Annotated in this window: 22 protein-coding genes; 18 read left to right on the top strand and 4 right to left on the bottom strand. The window is 61.3% G+C overall.

The genetic code is table 11. From position 1 onward, the window contains the following. Nucleotides 1-94 precede the first annotated feature (94 nt). Nucleotides 95-628, top strand: coding sequence for an REP-associated tyrosine transposase (locus ACX0MV_RS19050; RefSeq protein ID WP_458984068.1), 534 nt, complete (start codon nt 95-97; stop codon nt 626-628). 205 nt (nt 629-833) lie between these two features. Here ACX0MV_RS19050 and ACX0MV_RS19045 read toward each other — a convergent pair whose 3' ends face one another. Further along, a complete protein-coding gene (locus ACX0MV_RS19045; protein WP_458984067.1) occupies nt 834-2,330 on the bottom strand; it encodes a CoA-acylating methylmalonate-semialdehyde dehydrogenase in 1,497 nt (498 codons plus the stop codon). A 97-nt stretch (nt 2,331-2,427) separates the two neighbouring features. Further along, the gene (aptA, locus tag ACX0MV_RS19040) at nt 2,428-3,774 is read right to left on the bottom strand and encodes an omega-aminotransferase AptA (RefSeq protein WP_458984066.1); all 1,347 of its coding nucleotides are present in this window, start codon (nt 3,772-3,774) and stop codon (nt 2,428-2,430) included. Between the two features lie 138 nt (nt 3,775-3,912). Between aptA and ACX0MV_RS19035 the strand changes: the two genes are divergently transcribed. The 3 genes from ACX0MV_RS19035 (at nt 3,913) to ACX0MV_RS19025 (ending at nt 7,427) form a co-directional block, all read left to right on the top strand. Next, entirely contained in the window at nt 3,913-4,830 is a 918-nt protein-coding gene (locus ACX0MV_RS19035) for a LysR family transcriptional regulator (protein ID WP_458984065.1), read from the top strand. A gap of 346 nt (nt 4,831-5,176) precedes the next feature. Then, nucleotides 5,177-6,100: an aldo/keto reductase gene (locus ACX0MV_RS19030; protein WP_458984064.1), complete on the top strand. Its 924-nt coding sequence runs from the start codon at nt 5,177-5,179 to the stop codon at nt 6,098-6,100. Nucleotides 6,101-6,137: 37 nt separating this feature from the next. Beyond that, a complete protein-coding gene (locus ACX0MV_RS19025; protein ID WP_458984227.1) occupies nt 6,138-7,427 on the top strand; it encodes an NTP/NDP exchange transporter in 1,290 nt (429 codons plus the stop codon). 9 nt (nt 7,428-7,436) lie between these two features. Here ACX0MV_RS19025 and ACX0MV_RS19020 read toward each other — a convergent pair whose 3' ends face one another. Beyond that, nucleotides 7,437-8,861, bottom strand: a complete 1,425-nt coding sequence (locus ACX0MV_RS19020; protein ID WP_458984063.1) for an amidohydrolase family protein — start codon at nt 8,859-8,861, stop codon at nt 7,437-7,439. 273 nt (nt 8,862-9,134) lie between these two features. Here ACX0MV_RS19020 and ACX0MV_RS19015 point away from each other — a divergent pair, with 273 nt between their 5' ends. The 8 genes from ACX0MV_RS19015 to ACX0MV_RS18980 all read left to right on the top strand — a co-directional run bounded on the left by ACX0MV_RS19015 (nt 9,135) and on the right by ACX0MV_RS18980 (nt 16,908). Then, nucleotides 9,135-9,800, top strand: a complete 666-nt coding sequence (locus tag ACX0MV_RS19015) for a TetR/AcrR family transcriptional regulator (protein WP_458984062.1) — start codon at nt 9,135-9,137, stop codon at nt 9,798-9,800. A gap of 11 nt (nt 9,801-9,811) precedes the next feature. After that, nucleotides 9,812-10,396 (top strand): IMPACT family protein, encoded by a 585-nt coding sequence (locus ACX0MV_RS19010; RefSeq protein WP_458984061.1) that lies wholly within the window; start codon nt 9,812-9,814, stop codon nt 10,394-10,396. A gap of 79 nt (nt 10,397-10,475) precedes the next feature. Further along, nucleotides 10,476-11,162: an SDR family oxidoreductase gene (locus ACX0MV_RS19005; RefSeq protein WP_458984060.1), complete on the top strand. Its 687-nt coding sequence runs from the start codon at nt 10,476-10,478 to the stop codon at nt 11,160-11,162. Nucleotides 11,163-11,309: 147 nt separating this feature from the next. Beyond that, entirely contained in the window at nt 11,310-12,665 is a 1,356-nt protein-coding gene (locus tag ACX0MV_RS19000; protein ID WP_458984059.1) for an 8-oxoguanine deaminase, read from the top strand. Between the two features lie 136 nt (nt 12,666-12,801). Continuing rightward, nucleotides 12,802-13,749 carry an adenosine deaminase gene (locus ACX0MV_RS18995; protein ID WP_458984058.1) on the top strand — a complete coding sequence of 316 codons (948 nt, stop codon included), beginning with the start codon at nt 12,802-12,804 and terminating at the stop codon, nt 13,747-13,749. Nucleotides 13,750-14,032: 283 nt separating this feature from the next. Continuing rightward, the gene (locus ACX0MV_RS18990) at nt 14,033-14,803 is read left to right on the top strand and encodes a substrate-binding periplasmic protein (RefSeq protein ID WP_458984057.1); all 771 of its coding nucleotides are present in this window, start codon (nt 14,033-14,035) and stop codon (nt 14,801-14,803) included. Nucleotides 14,804-14,807: 4 nt separating this feature from the next. Continuing rightward, nucleotides 14,808-16,154, top strand: a complete 1,347-nt coding sequence (locus ACX0MV_RS18985; RefSeq protein ID WP_458984226.1) for a GGDEF domain-containing protein — start codon at nt 14,808-14,810, stop codon at nt 16,152-16,154. 22 nt (nt 16,155-16,176) lie between these two features. Beyond that, a complete protein-coding gene (locus ACX0MV_RS18980) occupies nt 16,177-16,908 on the top strand; it encodes a substrate-binding periplasmic protein (RefSeq protein WP_458984056.1) in 732 nt (243 codons plus the stop codon). 86 nt (nt 16,909-16,994) lie between these two features. On the opposite strand, the gene thiO is transcribed toward ACX0MV_RS18980, so the two are convergent. Then, complete coding sequence (thiO, locus tag ACX0MV_RS18975) at nt 16,995-18,098, bottom strand: glycine oxidase ThiO (RefSeq protein ID WP_458984055.1); 1,104 nt, start codon at nt 18,096-18,098, stop codon at nt 16,995-16,997. A 60-nt stretch (nt 18,099-18,158) separates the two neighbouring features. Between thiO and ACX0MV_RS18970 the strand changes: the two genes are divergently transcribed. The 6 genes from ACX0MV_RS18970 to ACX0MV_RS18945 all read left to right on the top strand — a co-directional run bounded on the left by ACX0MV_RS18970 (nt 18,159) and on the right by ACX0MV_RS18945 (nt 21,511). Then, entirely contained in the window at nt 18,159-18,677 is a 519-nt protein-coding gene (locus tag ACX0MV_RS18970) for a GspH/FimT family pseudopilin (protein WP_458984054.1), read from the top strand. Between the two features lie 75 nt (nt 18,678-18,752). Then, nucleotides 18,753-19,271, top strand: a complete 519-nt coding sequence (locus tag ACX0MV_RS18965) for a GspH/FimT family pseudopilin (protein WP_458984053.1) — start codon at nt 18,753-18,755, stop codon at nt 19,269-19,271. Then, a complete protein-coding gene (pilV, locus tag ACX0MV_RS18960) occupies nt 19,258-19,848 on the top strand; it encodes a type IV pilus modification protein PilV (protein ID WP_458984052.1) in 591 nt (196 codons plus the stop codon). The genes ACX0MV_RS18965 and pilV overlap by 14 nt, the downstream gene beginning before the upstream one ends. Then, nucleotides 19,848-20,651 (top strand): PilW family protein, encoded by an 804-nt coding sequence (locus ACX0MV_RS18955; protein ID WP_458984051.1) that lies wholly within the window; start codon nt 19,848-19,850, stop codon nt 20,649-20,651. Before pilV ends, ACX0MV_RS18955 begins: the two co-directional genes overlap by 1 nt. 6 nt (nt 20,652-20,657) lie before the next feature. After that, entirely contained in the window at nt 20,658-21,161 is a 504-nt protein-coding gene (locus ACX0MV_RS18950) for a pilus assembly PilX family protein (protein WP_458984050.1), read from the top strand. 14 nt (nt 21,162-21,175) lie between these two features. Continuing rightward, entirely contained in the window at nt 21,176-21,511 is a 336-nt protein-coding gene (locus tag ACX0MV_RS18945; RefSeq protein WP_458984049.1) for a hypothetical protein, read from the top strand. Nucleotides 21,512-21,524: the final 13 nt, after the last annotated feature.

Genomic DNA, 21,524 nt, shown 5'->3' with positions numbered 1-21,524 from the left:
AGCGCAGCGATACCCAGGGCACGGTTTCCCGGGTGTCGCTTCGCTCGACCCGGGCTACAGTTGGGTGGTGTTTTTCTGCAAGGGACTGCAGGCCATGGTGCTTTACCGCCGTGACACCACACCAGGCGCGACCTGGTTTTTCACCCTCAACCTGGCGAACCGCCGCAGCGATTTATTGACCGCGCATGTCGATCTTCTGCGCGCCAGCTTCAGGCATGTGATGCGCCTTCATCCGTGGCGCATCGAGGCTATCGTCATCCTCCCCGATCACTTGCACGCGCTCTGCACGCTGCCACCCGGGGATGCGGATTTTGCCCTGCGCTGGCGTCTGATCAAAAGTGGCTTTTCTCGATCTATACCATCAGGCGAACACATATCGGCTAGCCGCCAACGCAAAGGCGAGCGCGGTATCTGGCAGCAGCGTTATTGGGAGCATCATATTCGTGACGATGACGACTTTTCCCGCCATGTCGATTACATCCATCACAACCCACGCAAGCACGGCCATGTGGAGCGCGTGATCGACTGGCCGTGGTCATCATTTCATCGTTATGTCGCGTCAGGGATGTTGCCGGCGGATTGGGCAGGTGGTGGGAATGATGAGCTATCAGCCGGGGAGAGGCCGTAGCCTTGACGGTTCATGAGTCGCTCCCGGGTGTCGCTGCGCTCGACCTGGGCTACGAGGTGTCCGTAGCCTGGGTTGAGCACAGCGATACCCAGGGGTGCGCGCACAAAAAGGCCAGTCTCTCGACTGGCCTTATGTTTACCGCCCTACTCGCGCTTAGCTCCCGGGTATCGCTTCGCTCAACCCGGGCTACGAACTGGATACGCGCTTAGCCATTGCTGGGGAACGCGAACTGCGCCGCTTCATGGGACGCGCGTTGCGGCCAGCGTTGGGTGATGGCTTTTTTGCGGGTGTAGAAGCGCACGCCGTCCGGGCCGTAGGCGTGCAGGTCGCCAAACAGTGAGCGCTTCCAGCCTCCGAAGCTGTGGTAAGCCACCGGCACCGGCAGGGGTACGTTGACGCCGACCATGCCGACTTCGATTTCGTCGCAGAACAGGCGCGCCGCTTCACCATCACGGGTGAAGATGCAGGTGCCGTTGCCGTATTCGTGGTCGTTGATCAGTTGCATGGCCGCTTCCAGGCTGCCGACGCGGACGATGCACAGTACTGGGCCGAAGATTTCGTCGGTGTAGATGCTCATGTCTGGAGTCACCTTGTCGAACAGGGTGCCACCGACGAAGAAGCCGTTCTCGTTGCCCGCCACCACCAGGTCGCGGCCATCGACCACCAGGCTCGCGCCCTGAGCGACGCCGGCGTCGATGTAGCCCTTGACCTTGTCACGCGCCGCGCCAGTAACCAGCGGGCCCATGTCCAGGCCGCAGGAGGTGCCAGCACCGATTTTCAGCGCCTTGATCTGCGGCACGATCTTATCGACCAGCGCATCGGCGATCTGGTCGCCCACGCATACGGCCACCGAAATGGCCATGCAGCGCTCGCCGCAGGAACCGTAAGCCGCGCCCATCAGCGCGCTGACGGCGTTATCAAGATCAGCATCAGGCATCAGCACGGCGTGGTTTTTCGCGCCGCCCAAGGCCTGCACGCGCTTACCGCGCTTGGTGCCTTCGCTGTAGATGTATTCGGCAATCGGCGTGGAGCCGACGAAGCTCAGGGCTTTGACTTCCGGCGCTTCGATCAGGCCGTCGACCGCTTCCTTGTCGCCGTGCACGACGTTGAGCACGCCTTTCGGCAGGCCGGCTTCGAGCAGCAGTTCGGCGATATATAGGGTGGAGCTGGGGTCGCGCTCGGATGGCTTCAAGATAAAGCAGTTGCCGCAGACGATGGCCAGCGGGTACATCCACAGCGGCACCATGGCCGGGAAGTTGAACGGGGTGATACCGGCGACCACGCCGATCGGCTGGAAGTCGCTCCAAGCATCAATGTTCGGTCCGACGTTGCGGCTGTACTCGCCCTTGAGGATTTCCGGGGCGGCGCAGGCGAACTCGACGTTCTCGATGCCGCGCTTGAGTTCGCCGGCGGCGTCTTCCAGGGTTTTGCCGTGCTCTTCGCTGATCAGTTGGGCGATGGCGCCTTCATGCTGTTCGAGCAACTGCTTGAAGCGGAACATCACCTGGGCGCGCTTGGCCGCCGGGGTGTTGCGCCAGGCCGGAAACGCGGCCTTGGCCGAGTCGATGGCCAGTTGCAGGGTGGCGCGGTCTGCCAGGGCGACTTGCTTGCTGACGGCGCCAGTGGACGGATTGAACACGTCTGCGCGGCGGCCGCTGCCGGCGACCAGTTCGCCGTGGATCAGGTGGTTAACAAGGCTCATGGGAGTCTCCGATTTTTGTAGGGTGGATGACGCTTTTTCATCCACCTTGCGGTTTTGGCTTTTTGGTGGATGGGTGAAGCGTCATCCACCCTACGGTTCAATCGATTGCGTTCAGGGTCTCGCCGACGGCATTGAAGACGCGGTCGAGGTCTTCCATCTTGGCGTTGAACATTGGCCCGAACTGCAGGGTGTCGCCACCGAAACGCACGTAGAAACCGGACTTCCACAGCGCGATGCCGGCCTCGTAGGGGCGGATCACCGGGTCGCCATCGCGCGGCGCCAGCTGAATAGCGCCGGCCAGGCCGCAGTTGCGGATGTCGACGATATGTTTGCTGCCCTTGAGGCCATGCAACGCGGTGCCGAATTTCGGCGCCAACTCGGCGGACTGCTGCAGCAGGTTCTCGCGCTTGAGCAGTTCCAGCGAGGCCAGGCCGGCGGCGCAGGCAACCGGGTGGGCCGAGTAGGTGTAGCCGTGGGTGAACTCGACCATATGCTCAGGCGTGGCCTGCTGCATGAAGGTGTTGTAGATCTCGCTGGAGGCGATGACCGCACCCAGGGGAATGGCGCCGTTGGTGATCTGCTTGGCGGCATTGATGATGTCCGGCGTCACGCCGAAGTATTCGGCACCGGTCCATTTGCCCAGGCGGCCGAACGCGGTGATCACTTCGTCGAAGATCAGCAGGATGTTGTGCTGGGTGCAGATTTCGCGCAGGCGCTGCAGGTAACCCTGGGGCGGCACCAGCACGCCGGCGGAACCCGCCATGGGTTCGACGATCACCGCGGCGATGTTGGAGGCGTCGTGCAGTTCGATCAGCTTGAGCAGCTCGTTGGCCAGCTCGACCCCGCCGGTTGCGGCCATGCCATTGGTGAAGGCCAGCTGCGGCTGCAGGGTGTGCGGCAGGTGATCGACGTCCATCAATTGGCCATACATCTTGCGGTTGCCGCCGATGCCGCCGAGGCTGGTGCCGGCGATGTTGACGCCGTGGTAGCCGCGGGCGCGGCCGATGAACTTGGTCTTGCTGGCCTGGCCTTTCAGACGCCAGTAGGCCTTGGCCATCTTTACCGCGGTGTCGGCGCACTCAGAACCAGAGCCGGTAAAGAACACATGATTGAGGTCGCCTGGGGTCATCTCGGCCATCTGTTCGGCGAGCTGGAATGACAGCGCGTGGCCGTACTGGAAGCCTGGCGAGTAATCCAGGGTGCCGAGCTGCTTGGCCACCGCCTCCTGGATTTCCTTGCGGGCGTGACCGGCACCGCAGGTCCACAGGCCGGACAGGCTGTCGTAGATCTTGCGGCCCTGGTCGTCGAACAGCCAGCTGCCTTCGGCGCCGACGATCAGGCGCGGGTCGCGCTGGAAAGCGCGATTGGCGGTGAAGGGCATCCAGTGGGCGTCCAGTTTCAGCTGGCTGGCCAGCGACGGGGTGGCGGTCTGCGGCATGTTCATGGGGCGGCCTCGCGAGAAAGAGCGTGAGTTCTTATGAGAGAAGCAGTTGTCAGCTAAGGTGCCACGGGCTTAGAGTCAGTAAAACCAAACTCTTCTTATCTTTAGTTAAGCCCACGCTAAACAAAGCGAGTAGCAACCATGAGCACCCGCCGCCCCGATCCACTGGCCCAGGTCAGTGATTTTGATATTCGCCTGCTCAAGCTGTTTCGCAGCGTGGTGGAATGCGGCGGCTTTTCCGCAGCGGAAAGCGCCCTGGGGATTGGCCGCTCGGCGATCAGCCAGCAGATGAGCGACCTCGAGCAGCGCCTGGGTTTGCGCCTGTGCCAGCGCGGCCGCGCCGGCTTCGCGCTGACCGAGGAAGGCCGCGAGGTGTACCGCAGCACCCAGCAATTGCTGGTGGCGCTGGAAAGCTTTCGCACCGAGGTCAACGGCCTGCACCAGCACCTGCGCGGCGAGCTGAACATCGGCCTGACCGACAACCTGGTGACGGTGCCGCACATGCGCATCACCAATGCCCTGGCACGCCTGAAGGAGCGCGGGCCGGACGTGCACATCCATATCCGCATGACGCCGCCGAGCGAGGTTGAGCAAGGCGTGCTCGACGGCCGCCTGCATATCGGCGTGGTTCCGCAGGCTGGCGCGCTGTCGGGGCTGGAGTACCAGACGCTGTACGACGAACGCTCGCTGCTCTACTGCGCGGTCGGCCACCCATTGTTCTATGTCGATGACCAGCAGTTGGCGGATGAACGACTGAATGCCCAGGAGGCCATCGCGCCGACCTTTCGCCTGCCTACCGAAGTGCAGAGCCACTATCAGGCGCTCAATTGCACCGCCAGCGCCTCGGACCGTGAAGGCATGGCCTTTCTGATTCTCACCGGGCGCTATATCGGCTACCTGCCGGACCACTACGCCCAGGCCTGGGTGCAACAGGGCCGCCTGCGCGTGCTCAAGCCGGCCAGCCGCTTCTATGACATCAGCCTAGCCTCGGTCACCCGCAAAGGGCGGCGCCCTCACCTGGTGCTGGAGAGTTTTCTCGAGGCGCTGGCCAACAGTTAAGACCTGCGCATCAAGCTTGGCGCTCGGCTAGCCAGGCGCAAATCCGGGCCACGCGGCGTGCTTTTGTAGAGTGGAGATAGCGAAGTTTTGTCCACCGTGTGCACCCTCATGGCGGACAAGCCTGCGGCATGTCCGCCCTACGGCTCGCGAACTTGCCGATAGATCGGTAACAGCTTCAGCCCCACCGTCACGCTTGCGCGCATTACGCGACATGGCCGCTAACAAAACCACCCATCACCTTTGCCGGGCCTCTGCGGTCATAGGTCTATGCTCGAAAGGGCGATTTCGCCATGCCCTCGCTTGAGGACTTTTCTGCACCCGTTGCGGTGCAACCAAGGAGGCCATCATGCCCAGCCGCCGTCACTTTATTCAGCGCAGCGCTTCCCTGCTCGCCCTTGCCGCCGCCGCGCCGCTACTGCCCCGCTTCGCGTTCGCCCTCGACCCCACCCAGCTGCTGCAGCGGGTCATTCCCAGCAGTGGCGAAGCCCTGCCGGTAATCGGCCTCGGCACCTCGCGCACCTTCGATGTGCGCATTGAAGATGACAGCCTGGAACCGCTGGAAGACGTGATACGTACCTTTATCAACGGTGGCGGCCGGTTGATCGACACAGCGCCCAGCTACGGCAACTCTGAACAGGTCACCGGCGCACTGCTTGAGCGCACCAGCACCGAAGCCAAGGCGTTTCTCGCCAGCAAGATTTCCGCCACGGGCCGCGAGCGTGGCTTGCAGCAATTCGAAGCAAGCCTGCGTGCCTTGCAAACCGAACGGATCGACCTGATGCAGGTGCACAACCTGCAGGACACCCGCACCCAACTGGCACTGCTGCGCGAGCTGAAGGAGCAAGGCAAGGTGCGCTATATAGGCGTCACCCATTACCGCGAATCCGCCCACGACGATCTGCTCGACGCGCTGGCGCGGGAGAAGGTGGATTTCGTCCAGTTCAACTATTCGGTGGGCGAACGCAACGCGGAAAAACGCCTGCTGCCCTATTGCGCCGACCATGGCATCGCGACCCTGATCAACCGACCGTTCCAGCGTGGCGAGCTGCTCGCGCGAGTGAAGGACAAGCCGCTGCCAAGCTGGGCGATGGAGGTGGACGCGAACTCCTGGGCGCAGTTGCTGCTCAATTTCATCATCGCCCACCCGGCGGTCACGGCGGTGATTCCGGCCACCTCCAAGCCGCGCTACATGGCCGACAACCTCAAGGCCGGCCACGGCCGGATAGCGGACGCGGCGCTGCGCGAGAAAATCGCCCAGGCGTTCAACTGATTCGTCGCCAAGCGCGCTTGCGTCCCTGATGGCTGCCATGCAACCCGGTGAATGGCTGGCCAACGCCATCAACGCCCGGCCTGGCGAATGGCGCGCCGCGCTCTGCGGCTTCGTCCTGTTTCTGTGCCTGTTCACCGGCTACTTCATGCTGCGGCCGATCCGCGAGGCCATGGGTATTCGCGGCGGCGTGGACAATCTGCAATGGCTGTTCACCGCCACCTTCGTGGTAATGCTGGTGGCCGTGCCGCTGTTCGCCTGGCTCAACTCGCGGGTGGCGCGGGCGCGTTACATCGACTGGGTGTACGGCTTCTTCATCCTCAATCTGCTGGCGTTCGCCGCGCTGTTTCAACAGGCCGGCGATGCGATCTGGGCGGCGCGGGTGTTCTATGTGTGGATCTCGGTCTACAACCTGTTCGTCGTGTCGGTGGCCTGGAGCCTGATGGCCGATGTGTTCGACGCGGCGCAGGCGCGTCGGCTGTTTGCCTTCATCGCCGCGGGCGCCAGTTGCGGCGGCTTGCTGGGGCCGGCGCTGGGTGCGCTGTTTATCGATGTGGTCGGCCAGAGCGGGCTGATTGTCGCGGCGGCGCTGTTGCTCGGTATGGCCGTGCTGGCCAAGCATTACCTGATGGCCTGGCGCGCCCTTGGCGGTGCCGGGCGGCCGGGCGCGGAACCGGGCGAAAGTCCGCAGCAGCCGGTGCTGGGCAATCCGTTCAGCGGCATCACCCAGGTGCTCGGCTCGCGTTACCTGATGGCGATCAGCGCGTTCGTGGTACTGCTGGCGACGGTCAGCACCTTTCTCTATTTCGAACAGGCGCGTTTGGTCGCACAGCTGTTCCCCGAACGCAACGAGCAGATTCGCGTATTCGGCTTGATCGACTTCTGCGTGCAGGCGCTGTCGCTGTTCGCCCAGCTATTTATCACCGGGCGCATCGCCCAGCGCTGGGGCATACGCGCGCTGCTGACCGGCGTGCCGCTGCTGATGTGCCTGGGTTTTCTCGGCCTGGCCCTGGCACCGACCTTCGCCATGCTCGCGGGGCTGATGATCGTGCGCCGAGTGGGCGAATACGCCTTCGTTCGGCCGGGCCGGGAGATGCTGTTCGCCCCGCTCGATGCGCAAACCAAATACAAGGCGAAGAACTTTATCGACACCGTGGTCTATCGCGGCGGCGATGCCATCAGCGCCTGGGCCAAAGCGCTGCTCGACCTGCTCAGCCAGGGCGTATTGCTCGCGGCACTGGCCGGTGCACTCTGCGCAGCGGCCTGGGGCGCCCTGGGCTGGTACCTGGGCGGGCGTCGCGAACAGACACCCCGCTTGCCTGCGCCGTAACGGGCTCGCTTAACGGCGCGCGCCCACCCGCCGTTGCAGTTCGATCACCGCCGCTGCCGCTTGCCGCCCCAGCTCGGCAAGGTCGAGCCCGGCGACGCAGTCGTTGTCGACCACCCGCCGGCCGCCGATCAACAGCGTGTGCAGCCGGGCGCGACCGCCGCAGGCAATCGGGCCGATGGCCGGATCGTGCAGGCCGAAATACCGTGGGTCGTCCAGCCGGTAGATCGCGATGTCCGCAGCCTGACCAATAGCCAGGCTGCCGACTGCATCCAGCCCGAGCACCTCGGCACCGCCCGCCGTGCCCCAGCGCAACACGTCCTCGACCTTGAGCACATGGGCGCCGCCTTCATGCTCGCCGCCGGCGGATCGCGGCAACGCCCGCTCGCCGCCCTTGGCCCGCTGCAGTAGCCAGGCGGCGTGGGTTTCGCTGAGCATGTCGCAGGCCTCGTTGGAGGCCGCGCCGTCAACGCCGAGGGAAATGCGCATGCCGGCCGCCTCCATGGCGACCACATCGGCGATGCCACTGCCCAGGCGCGCGTTGCTTTGCGGGCAATGGGCGACACCAGTGCGCGTGGCGCCGAGCAACTGGACTTCCTCGGGCAGCAGCTTGACCAGGTGGGCGAACCACACGTCCTCGCCCAGCCACTCGTGCTCGGCGCAATAGGCCACCGGGCTCATGCCGTGGCGCGCCTGCACCTCGTCGAGGTAGTCGACCGTTTCCGACAGGTGACTGTGCAGGCGGATACCCAGGCTGCGCGCCGCGCGGGCGGTCTCCCGCAGACCGTCGGGACTTACCGAATAGGGTGGGCTGGTCGGCGCCATGACGATTCGGCGGTACGCATCCGGCGCCGGGTCGTGGTAGCGGGCGACCAGCCGTTGCACGTCAGCCAGGTAGGCATCCAGGGTTTCCAGCTGCCGGCCGCGCGCGGTGTCGCGCAAGCGGGTAGCGCCGCCGCGGCACAGCACCAGGCGCATACCCAGCGCCTGCGCCTCGTCGAACAGGATCGCCGCGCCATCGAACGGCATGTCCGGGTAATACAGGTAGTGGTGATCGGCCACCGTGGCACAGCCGGAGCGCAGCAGTTCGACCAGGCCGATGCGCGCCGCCAGGCGAAAACTGTGTTCATCGAACGCACCGCGATAACGCAACGGCACCGCGTTCAGCCAGGCGTCGAGGTTCTGATCGAGCCCTTCCGGCACACCTTTGAGCAGCGACTGGAACAAGTGGTGGTGACTGTTGACCCAGGCCGGATACACCACGCAGTCGCGCGCATCGATCAGCGGCTCGCCGGTCTCAGGCTGCAGCGTGCCGATGGCGGCAATGCGCCCGCCAACGACGCGAATATCCGGGCCGACGGCACGCGCAGCACCACCGCCAAGGCCGGTGAGAATCGCGCTGGCGTTACGGATCAGCCAGTTGCTTGCAGTGTTCATGGGCAGGTATCCGCGATTGCCCGCGACGTGGCGGGAGGTTTGCTCGGGTTGCAGCGATCAAGGCCACGAAAAACAGCGGCGGCGCGGCGATTTCGATCTGATAGGCCAACGCCGCGCCAGTTCCGCTGCGCCGAACAAAATCGACAAACCCAGGCGGCCCTGGCGAGGCATCGGGCGTCGGCCAGGCGGATTTTCCGCTGCCCGTGCTTGTCACCTCGATGACGTTGGGGTATCTGTGCTGTCGCTCCGTTCCCTGATCAGCCGGAATCGCCCATGACCTTTAACGTACCCGCGCACAGTGCCAACCCTGCCGGCAAGCCAGCCGGGCGCATTCGCCAGAAAAACGAAGACGCGATCATCAAGGCGGCCGAGGAAGAGTTCGCCCGGCACGGCTTCAAGGGCACCAGCATGAACACCATCGCCCAGACCGTCGGCCTGCCGAAGGCCAACCTGCATTATTACTTCGGCAACAAGCTGGGCCTCTATCAGGCGGTGCTGAGCAATATCCTCGAGCTCTGGGACAGCACCTTCAACCACCTGCAGGTGGACGACGATCCCGCCGAGGCCCTGGCCCGCTATATCCGCGCGAAGATGGAGTTTTCCCGACGCCACCCGAAGGCCTCGCGCATTTACGCGATGGAGGTGATCAGTGGCGGCGAACACCTCTCGCAGATGCTCAATCAGGACTACCGCGCCTGGTTTCGCGGCCGCGCGGCGGTGTTCGAAGCCTGGAGCGCTGCAGGCAAGATGGACCCGGTCGACCCGGTGCACCTGATCTTCCTGCTGTGGGGCAGCACCCAGCACTATGCCGACTTCGCCTCGCAGATCTGCCGCGTTACCGACAGCGCACGCCTGAGCAAGCGCGATTTCGAGGTAGCAGGTGACAACCTGGTGCAGATCATCCTCAAGGGCTGCGGCCTCACCCCACCCGTCCATTAAGCTGATTGCCGATGCCTGCCACCCTGCTCGGCCCCTGCGATTACCGCGAAGAAATCCGCAAGAGCCGCTTCCTTGCCCTGGCTGCGCCGATTAGCGATGCAGCCGAAGCCCAGGCATTTATTGCCCGCCACAGCGACGCCGCCGCCACGCACAATTGCTGGGCCTGGAAGGTCGGCAATCAATACCGTTTCAGCGACGATGGCGAACCGGGCGGCACCGCCGGCCGGCCGATACTTGCGGCCATCGAGGGGCAGGATTGCGACCAGGTCGCCGTGCTGGTCATCCGCTGGTACGGCGGCATCCCGCTCGGTACAGGCGGCCTGGCCCGCGCCTATGGCGGCAGCGCCAGCAAATGCCTGCAAGGCGGCGAACGCCTCGAGCTGGTGGCGCGCGGCCGTTACGCCTGCCACTGCCTGTTCGCCGAATTGCCGCTGTTCAAGGCGCGCCTGGCGGAACTTGAAACGCTGCTGGAGCACGAGACCTACGACGGCACAGGCGCCGAGTTGCAGCTGGCGGTGCCAGCGCAGCGACTGACCGAACTGCAACGCGCGCTGGCCGATATCAGCCGCGGGCGCGAACAACTGCGGCCGCTCTAGCCCGCCTATCGCACGCGTACATAAGCCGAACCGTGCGCGGCCCGGTATGCTGATACGCCTTCAACCCAGGAGCGACCCCATGACTTCCACTCGAACGGCATTGATCATCGGCGCATCCCGCGGGCTTGGCCTGGGCATGGTGCGCCGGCTGCACAGCGAGGGTTGGCAGGTAACGGCCACGGTGCGTGACCCCAGCCGAGCGCAAGCCTTGCAGGCATTGCCCGGCGTGCGCATCGAAACCCTCGATATCGATGAACGCGGCGGGCTGGATGCACTGGCGGAGCGTTTGCAGGGTCAGGTGTTCGACGTGCTGCTGATCAACGCAGGGATTCTCGGGCCAGACCATCAGTCCGCCAGCGCGGCCACGGCCGAGGAGCTGGCCCAGTTGTTCATGACCAATGTCGCGGCGCCGATTCGCCTGGCCGAGCGCTTGGTCGCCCAGGTCCGCCATGGCAGTGGCGTGCTGGCGTTCATGAGCTCGGTGCTGGGCAGCGTGAGCAACCCGGAGGGCAATAACCTGGCGCTGTACAAGGCGAGCAAGGCCGCCCTCAATTCCCTGACCAACAGCTTTGTCTGCAACCTGGCCGAGCCGCGGCCGACGGTGCTTTCTCTGCACCCCGGCTGGGTCAAGACCGACATGGGCGGCGCAGGCGCAACGCTGGAAATCAGCGAAAGCTGCGAGGGCCTGGTACGGCAGATCGAGCAGTATGCCGGGCGTGGCGGTCATCATTTCATCGACTATCAGGGCCGCTCCATTCCCTGGTGACTTAAGCGCGCCGACCCGCGCGAGACGGATTGCGGTCGCTGACCGAGCAGGGTATGGTCGCCCCACGTCATTCGACGCACCTGGATCAGCAGACAGGGTCAACACTGAGCTGGCTAACCTGAACTCAACCTCAGAGGAGCCTGCTCAATGGCAGCTACCCGTATCTGGATCAAGAACCCTCTCGCGATTTTTACCGCCAACAACCTAGACGCCGCTGGCGGCCTGGTGATCGACAATGGCGTGATCGCCGAACTGCTCGGCGCCGGCCAGCAACCTTCCCGCCCCTGCGACCAGGTATTCGACGCCCGCGAGCATGTGCTGCTGCCGGGCCTCATCAACACCCATCATCACTTCTATCAGACCCTGACCCGCGCCTGGGCACCGGTGGTCAACCAGCCGCTGTTTCCGTGGCTGAAAACCCTGTACCCGGTATGGGCGCGGCTGACGCCCGAGAAGCTCGCGCTGGCGAGCAAGGTGGCGCTGTCCGAGCTGCTGCTGTCCGGCTGCAGCACGGCGGCGGATCACCATTACCTGTTTCCCGGCGGCCTGGAAAACGCCATCGATGTGCAGGTCGAGGCGGTGCGCGAACTGGGCATGCGCGCCATGCTCACGCGCGGCTCAATGAGCCTGGGCGAGGCAGAGGGCGGCCTGCCGCCGCAACAAACGGTGCAGCAGGGCGAGGTGATTCTGGCCGACAGCCAACGCCTGATCGAGCAGTACCACGAGCGCGGCGACGGTGCACAGATCCAGATCGCCCTGGCACCCTGCTCGCCGTTTTCGGTGACCCAGGAAATCATGCGCGACAGTGCCGCCCTTGCGGAAAAGCTCGACGTGCGCCTGCACACTCACCTGGCGGAAACCCTGGATGAAGAGGACTTCTGCCTGCAGCGCTTCGGTCTGCGCACCGTGGACTACCTCGACAGCGTCGGCTGGCTCGGCCCGCGCACCTGGCTGGCCCATGGCATTCATTTCAACCCGGACGAAATCGCCCGCCTGGGCCAGGCCGGCACCGGCATCTGCCACTGTCCAAGCTCGAACATGCGTCTGGCTTCGGGCATCTGCCCGACCCTGGATCTGCTGGCGGCTGGCGCGCCGATCGGCCTCGGCGTGGATGGCTCGGCATCCAATGACGCATCCAACATGATTCTCGAAACGCGTCAGGCTCTGTATATCCAGCGCCTGCGTTACGGCGCCGAGAAGATCACCCCGGAACTGGTGTTGGGCTGGGCCAGCAAGGGCTCCGCTCAGCTGCTCGGGCGCAGCGATATCGGCGAACTGGCGGTGGGCAAGCAGGCCGACCTGGCGCTGTTCAAGCTCGACGAACTGCGTTTCTCCGGCAGCCATGATCCGGTATCCGCCCTGCTGCTGTGCGGCGCCGACCGCGCCGACCGGATGATGATCGGCGGCCGGTGGCGCGTCATCGACGGCCAGATCGAGGGGCTCGATGTGGCGCAACTGATCGCCGACCACCGCCAGGCGGCTCGAGAGCTGATCGGGGACTGAGCAAGCCGTAGGGTGGACGACGCTTTTATCGTCCACGACTGTGCCTAGCGCAGGTGGATGGGTGAAACGTCATCCACCCGACGACTGACTACGCAGTTAAACTCCTCCCGACCACGACGAATAACGAGGCCCCATCATGTACGACTGGCTCAACGCCCTGCCCAAGGCCGAACTGCACCTGCACCTGGAAGGCTCGTTGGAACCCGAATTGCTGTTCGCCCTGGCCGAGCGCAACAAGATTGCCCTGCCCTGGAATGACGTCGAAACGCTGCGCAGCGCCTACGCATTCAACAACCTGCAGGAATTTCTCGACCTTTATTACGCCGGTGCGGACGTGCTGCGCACCGAGCAGGATTTCTACGACCTGACCTGGGCCTACCTGCTCAAATGCAAGGCGCAGAATGTCATCCACACCGAGCCGTTCTTCGATCCGCAGACCCACACCGACCGCGGCATTCCCTTTGAAATAGTACTGCGTGGCATCAAGCAGGCGCTGGTCGATGGCGAGAAACAGCTGGGCATCCGCCACGGCCTGATCCTCAGTTTTCTGCGCCACCTGTCCGAAGAGGAAGCCTTTAATACCCTGAAACAAGCCATGCCGTTTCGCGACGCGTTTATCGCCGTCGGCCTGGACAGCTCGGAAATGGGCCACCCGCCGAGCAAGTTTCAGCGGGTGTTCGACAAGGCGCGCAGCGAAGGCCTGCTGACCGTCGCCCATGCCGGCGAAGAAGGCCCACCCGACTATATCTGGCAGGCCCTGGACCTGTTGAAGGTCGAACGGATCGACCATGGCGTGCGGGCGATTGAAGATGAGCGACTGATGCAGCGCATCATCGACGAGCAGATCCCGCTGACCGTGTGCCCACTGTCCAATACCAAGCTGTGCGTGTTCGACGACATGCGCCAGCACAATATCCTGCAGATGCTCGAGCGCGGCGTGAAGGTAACGGTTAACTCCGACGACCCCGCCTACTTCGGCGGCTACGTAACGGAAAACTTCGTGGCGCTGCAGACAAGCCTTGGCATGACCGAACAACAGGCGACTCGCCTGGCCCAAAACAGCCTCGACGCGCGGCTGGTTTAGCGCCAGGCCCGCCGCTGCCGACGACAGGTGCCGCCGGCAGTTGGCCAAATGCACCACAGGTGACTATAAAAACCTTGGTTGACCGGCATTCAGCTTGCGCCCTGAAGCATGCCGCGCAATCGATCCGCCATGGGACTACTTGGCGCTTTTCCCTATACGGCTACCCAACTCAGGCGTTCTGACGTAGGGTCGGAATAAAGCTGTCTATCTAAAGCCCGCCAGGAGATGGCAATATGATGGCAACTGACGAAATCGCTTTTCGCCGCATCCGAGGTCGTTGCCTATGACAAAGCCCCTGTCCAGCCGCCTCGCCAGCCTGGTATTCAGTGTGTTGGCCGCATTCGCTCCGCTGGCCGGCGCAACCGACAAGATTCGTATCGTCACCGAAGAGTTGCCGCCCTATAACATGACCCTCGACGGGCAGCTCACAGGTATGAGCACAGAGGTTGTGCGGGCGGTGCTTGAGGAAATCGACGTCGACGCCGACATCCAGTCGATGCCCTGGGCCCGTGCCTACGACACCGCGCTAAACTCGGAAAACGTACTGATCTATTCGATCATCCGTACACCCCAGCGGGAAAACCTGTTCAAGTGGGTCGGCGTGATCGCTCCCACCAACTGGCACCTGTATTCGCTTGCCGAGCGCACCATTCAACTGACCGATCTTGACCAGGCGCGCCAATATCAGATCGCCACCGTCAAGGAGGATGCTGGTGAGCAATACCTGATTGCCAACGGCTTCGCCATCGGCAAGAACCTGCAGTCGAGCAACAAGTACGAACACAACTACGAAAAACTCAAATTCAGGCGCGTCGATCTCTGGGTCTCGAACGAGCTCAATGCATCCTATCTGGTGCGTCAGGCGGGTGAGGACCCGGCAAAAATGCTGGTGTCCGCGCTTAGCCTGCCGGAGCTAGGCGGCAATGGCGGCTCCGGCCTGAACATGGCCTTCGGCCCAAAGACGTCGAATGCCGTGGTCGAGCGTTTCCGTAAAGGCCTGGCCGCCATCCGCAGCAATGGCACTTACGATGCCATCGCGAAAAAATGGTTGTAGCGTGATCGAAACCTCCCAGACCGAACCTGTGGCCGCAACGCCGCCAGCAAGCGCCAACGCCGGTTCGCTGGGCCGTCGGCTGGTGATTGCGACACTGCTGTTCTGCCTGATCTTTACCCTGTTTACCGTGGCGGTGCGCACCTGGTCAGCCTGGAACGCCAACCTTGCGACCATGACCGGTGAGCTCACGCTGATCGATCAAGTGTTCCAGCGCACCCTGTCCAAGGCGATCTGGGAAATGGACCGTGAGTCCTTGCAGACCCAGCTGGACAGCGTGTCTCAGGTCGCGCCCGTAGGCCAGGTGGAGCTGCGCATCCTGCGGGCCGGCCGCGAACCTGAAGTGCTTGAACAGCACCGCGGCGACCAGGCCAGTTCAACCCTCGCGCCGTCGCTGCAGCGAGAGCTGGTGTATGAGCCCTATGCCGGCGCAAGCGAAGTCGTCGGCAAACTGACCTTGATGGGCGATGAGCGGGTGCTCTGGCAACGGCTGGCCGGTGAAGTGGCGAGTATCGTCGTGACCCAGATCATCCAGTCACTGCTGCTGGCGGGCTTGATCATGTGGATGTTCAACAGCTCGGTCACGGTGCATGTGCAAGCCATCGCCCGCCACCTCAGCCAGCTGTCGCCAGCCAATCTTCGCCAGACGTTGCGTCTGGAACGCGCCACAACGCGCCGCGACGAGCTGAGCTTGCTCGAAGCCGGGGTTAACGACTTGCAGGACAAACTCTCCGCCTACCTAGAGCGGCAGAAACAGGATGAACTGGACCTGGCCGCCCACCGCGACCGCCTGGCCGAATTGGTGGAAGAGCGTACGGTCGAATTGCGCGAAGCCAACAGTCGCCTTGAAGAACTGTCGCGCAGCGACCCGCTGACCGGCTTGGCGAATCGCCGGCACTTCGATGAACTCAAGGAAATCGAATTTCGTCGTGCGCAACGTCTGGGCCAACCGCTGTCGGTGCTGATGTGCGATGTCGACTTCTTCAAGCTGTATAACGACACCTACGGTCACGCGCTGGGTGACGAGTGCCTGCAGACAGTTGCCAGCACCTTGAAGCAGGTCTTCGCCCGGGCAGGTGAGTTGTCGGCACGCATCGGCGGGGAAGAATTCGCTGTGCTGCTGCCAGGCTCCGACGCCGGGCAAGCCCACAAAGCAGCGGAACGACTGCGTCAGGCAATGGCCGCGCACGCCGTACCGCATCGCTCATCGCAAGCAGCCGAGCACGTCACGCTGAGCATTGGCGTCGCCCAATACGAGTCGGCAACGATAGCCAGTTTCGACCAGTTACTGCAGCGTGCCGACCAGGCGCTGTACCGCGCCAAGAGTCTTGGGCGCAACCGAATCGCCGATTGATCAACTTCGACCGAGGCCTGTCATGAACTTTCGCCAGTCGCTCTGCGTTGCACTTCTGCTACTGGCCAGCACCGGTAGTCTCGCCGAAACCATCAAGGTGGTGACCGAGGACACCTCATACAGCTATCTGGAAAACGGCAAGGTGGCCGGCCCGGCAAGTGCGGTGGTCGAAGCCACCCTGCAACGCGCGGGGCTTAGCGACTACCGCATGATTCTGTACCCCTGGGCACGGGCGTACGACATGGCGCTTCAAGAGCCCAACGTACTGATCTATCTGATCGCGCGCACCCCGGCCCGGGAGCGTCTGTTCAAGTGGGTGGGGGAAATTGAACGCATCGAGTATCACCTCTACAAACTGCGCGAGCACGAGGACATCCAGGTGCAGGGCCTCGCAGATGCACGGCGCTACAGCGTAGGCGTGGTACGCGACGATGTACGTCATCACTACCTGGAAAAACAGGGCTTCAACAAGGTGGTGGTTGCGGCGCAGAACCGCGATATCTTCCGCATGCTGCTCAACCAGCAGGTTCAGTTGATCCCGATGCCGGAGCGCGACGCCCAGACCCTGAGCGAGGATGCCAAGATCGACTTCGCCAGCCTGGAGAAAGTCCACACCCTTGATGCGCTGACCACCGGGCTTTACATGGCTTATAGCCCAACGACCGAGGAGGAGTTGGTCACCCAAACCCGTACAGCCTTTGACAGCATCAAGGCCGAAGGGATGGTGAAGCGGCTGATGCAGCCCAAGAAATGATGCCTTGCTCACAGCCGAGATGGCCGGCATTGCAGGGGCTGCAGGGGACGATAGGATTTAGACGGATCGAATTGCAGGCGCGCCTGTTAACCCAGGCGGCCGGCCGGTGCATAGGGCGCAGGATCAATAATCGGCTCGCGCTCTAGCAGCAAATCCGCAAGCAACTGGCAAGACGCCGGGGCCAGCACCAAACCGTTCCGGTAGTGGCCGCAGTTCAACCACAAGCCTTCGTGCCCAGGAACCGGGCCGATAAACGGAATGCCCTCGGGCGACCCAGGACGCAAACCCGCCCAGTGCCCGACGACCTCGGCCTCCGCCAATGCCGGCAGCAGCTCCACCGCGGACGCCTTGAGACTTTGCAGCGCCTCATCGGTAGGAGTCTTATCGAAACCGGCATGTTCGAGCGTGCTACCAATCAGAATATGGCCATCGCGCCGCGGGATCGCATAACGACCCTTGGCCAGAACCATCGACGGCAGAAAGTCCTCGGCACACTTATAGAGAATCATCTGGCCTTTGACCGGCACGACAGGCAGCTCAAGACCCAGGGTCTTCATTAACTCGCCGCTCCAGGCACCTGCGGCGACCACAACCCGGTCCGCGCGCATATCGCCCTCGGCAGTACGAACCCCCACTACCCGCTCGCCATCTCGTATGAAACCGGTCACCGCACACTGCTCGTGCAGCGTGACGTTGGGCATCTGCTGTAAGGCTGCGCGGAGCGCTTTGACTAGCCGAGGGTTGCGCACATTGGCGACATCCGCCATCTGAACCGCCCGCTCAAACCCACGCGCCAGTGCCGGAACAGCCTGGTGCACCGCGGCCATCTCAACAGACCGCAGCGACCGCCCCTCACGCGCAGCCCAGGCCAACGCGTCGGCCTCGTCCTTAAGGTCCAGCCAATACAAGCCAGTGGCCTGAACCTCAGGATCGATCCCCGTCTGAGCAAACAACTGCTCGCCTAACCGAGGATAAAAATCCTGCGACCAATGCGCCAACGCCGTCACCGCCGGGCTGTACCGCCAGGGATACAACGGCGAAATAATGCCGCCGCCGGCCCAGGAGGATTCGACGCCAAGCACGCTGCTCTCAAGCACGTCTACAGCCCGCGTTGCACTATGTAGTGCCCCAGCCGACAGCAACCCAATAACACCGCCACCAACAACGAGAATTTTCTCAGCGTGATTCAAACTGGCAACCTCTAAAAAACCATCTTTAATAAAACGGCGCCCATGGATAGGGGAACAAAAATGAATAAGGAAAATACCGCCGGAGCCAGTCTTGTTGAGCTTCTGACCTGTGTAAGCATTCTAGGCGTCCTTGCCTACGCGGGCTCAGCCTCGCTGGATGCGTTGTATCGCCGAACGCAATTAACCAATACGAGTCAAGACCTCCACCACCTGACGCAACTAGCGAGGCAGAGCGCTTTAACAAGGCAGACTCGAATTTCCCTCTGCCCGCTCAACCCAGCAGGAGAGTGCTCAAGTGACTGGCAACAATCGCTCAGCATATTTACTGACAACAACGGCAACCGCCGCCTTGATCAAGACGACGAGATTTTGAAAACCTATCAAAATCATACCCGCACGCAAATTACCTGGCGCGGAATGGGAACCCAAAACAGCTTACACTTCAATCGTCAAGGAATAACCTTCGTTAGCAATGGCACCTTTTATCTTCAAAACGGAAATTTAACAGCACAGCTGGCCATCAGTCGCCTTGGCAAAGCCAAGATCGTAGCCAGCGCCAACCGTCCGCCCCCAGAGTAAAGCCGACCATCTCCCTGACATTGTCCTAGGCTAGTCACCGTCTTATGGTAACCGCCAGGCATAAGGGGTCCGTGGATGTATAGAAAAAATGGCTTCACCCTCATAGAGCTTCTGATCACATTGACGCTACTGGCGATATTGATGGGAATAGCAATTCCTAACATGAGGCAATTTCTTGTAAATCAACGCGTGTCTGCGCAAGCCAGTGAGCTGATCAATTCCTTAGCGGCAGCCCGCAGTGAAGCTAGCAAACGCAATACGAATATCGTTGTAATTCCTTGGACGAATGCACCCACAGGATGGGGCAACGGTTGGTGTACCGGCCCCGTAAGTATTACCAATTGCGGCCACGCTGACGTCTTGACGATTTACCAACCCAAAGCTACCGATGTAACCGTTACCTCAACCTATTTACAGAGCGGCAACCGCCTGACTTTTCGCCGTGACGGCACCCTGCTCGCTCCAGGCGCCGCTGCCCCTTTCAAAGTAAGCTCCTCTCGCCTAAACGCGACAAGTAGCAGTGCTCGTTGCGTCACCCTGAATGGCCTAGGAAAAACCACAATCACCAAGGTAAAGCCCGATGATGATTGCTAAGTTCGATCACTACAGTAAAGGTTCATCCTTGATCGAAGTATTGATCACGTTACTAATATTTGTGGTCGGCCTGCTTGGCTTTGCCGGCCTCCAGCTAAACGCTTTACAAAGCACCGCTGATAGTAGCCAACGCTCCCAAGCTGTGTGGATCAGCCAAGAACTTGCAGAGCGGATGCGCTCCAACGCTGAGGCCGGTGATGCGGTCTACACGGCCGTAGCCACCAACTGCGCTACGCTACCTGCTCGTATGTGCGCGGATTATTTTGATCCCATCAGCGCAAACAAAGTTAATGCTGCAGATTGCAATGCTGCCCAAATGGCGGCCTTCGATCTATGGGAGGCGCAATGTGCATACAGTGGTACAGCTGTCTACCAAGCAAATCCTACTGCTGCCAATGGCCGTTATAACAGCCGAGACTTTCTTACACGACCGGCAGGGGCAACGCCGCCCTTAGCGCTACAAGTTTCAGGAACCCGCTTAAGCATTACCACTAACTGGCTAAGTACTGCTTCAAGATCTGCAGCAGGCGTGGGCGCGGGAGAAAACCTTTCCAATCGCCTGGAGGTGCAGCGGTGATGGATAGACAGCAAAAAGGCTTCAGCATCATCGAATTGCTAGTCGCAATGGCCATAGGCCTGATCCTCCTTCTTGGGGTCAGCCAAGTTTTCCTGTCCAGCAGACAGACCTTCGCAACCAACGACGCGATGAGCAAGCTTCAGGAAAATGGACGCTTCGCCTTGGAGTTCATCGCAAGCACCGCTCGCCAGGCCGGCTATTTATCTCCAGGGTCGACAGAAAGCCGACCCTTTCCGGTAGAACCAATTAATTGCGGGAAAGGTTCAAGCGCTAGCAACCCATGCACAGTTAATGGCGCCGCGGGCGCTTCTGATCGTGTGAGCTTTAGTGCCGAACCGGCAATATTGATTGACGGCAATCTACGCGACTGTGCTGGAGGAATAGTTCCAGTCAACAAGATCGTTATCAACTCGTACTTTATTATCCCCGCAGATGGTGACAACCCTCAGCCATCCCTCGGCTGTAGTTCTTACAACAGGAGCGATAGCACCTGGATTGTACAAAACCAACGCCTTATTGATGGAGTTGAATCACTGCAAGTGCTTTACGGCGTTGCCTCCAATGCAGACCCATTGAGCGTTGGCAGCTTTATTTCAGCAGATAAAGTTGAACTACAGAACAAATGGAAGGATGTGATTGCTGTGAGAATAGCCGTACTAGCCAACAGTATTGATGCGGTTACTCCCGCCCCACCGCAACGAGGTTATTACCTGCTAGACGCCCCCCCCATAATGCCGGCCGCTAACGACCTGCGATCCAGGCAGATATTCACAACAACGATTCAACTGAAAAATGTTTACTGAGGCCCCATGCCAAGCACAGCCCACCCGAAAAAAATGCAACGCGGCGCAACGCTGATTGTAGCCCTGGTATTTCTGTTGATACTAACAGTCGCAGGGATAACAGCTGTGAGGCTTTCAACAACAAGCGAGCACATGGCGAGTAACAGTCAGTTCAGGGGCTCATCTTTCCAGCTAGCTCAAAGTGAGCTGAAGGGGCAGCTACGCAATATGAATTTGAATATTGTAAATAGGCAACCACTATTAAACGCCAAAGCCAAGTCAATAGAAGCCCTTCCGCGCTTTCCTGAACGCCGCGCAGCACTAGCTCTTAATCCACAGATTGCCACGTCCAACCTAACACAAACAAGCAGAGTAAATTCATTAGGCAGCGTTGATTGCTTGCTTTTTGGCGAGGGTACTTCGGCAGAGAAATTCAGCTGTGAGCAGTTTGAGCTTACCGCCCGCTCAACGCTAACCAGCGGTGCATTCTCAGAACAGGTAAGTGGCTTAGTAATGTCCACTCCTAGATAACGCGAGGATAGATAATGATTAGTTTTGGAAGAGTATTTCTTGCCTTGATGTTTAGCATGGTAGCAACCGCCGCAACCGCATCCGAAGAGAATATTAAATATATAGAGTTTGCGGATATCGTACTCAATTTGGAAACCTCCCCAGAATCAGACGATATACAAGGTTATTTATTGGCTACAGCATGTGAAACATGCTCACCCGTTCGCATAGAAGTGGACAGGCATACGGAAATCTTCTTAAACGGTAGACGCACCGATCTAGAAAAGCTGGCACTAAAAATTGACTGGCAGGGAATGGTTTTCTTCAATAGCAGAAAACCCGCAATTGCTACCCGCCTACTATTGCAGTGACCCGAGGACAGAA

The sequence above is a fragment of the Pseudomonas cistanchae genome, from assembly GCF_054483635.1.
Note: the sequence above shows the minus strand (reverse complement) of the source record. Positions and strands in the feature narration are given on the sequence as shown.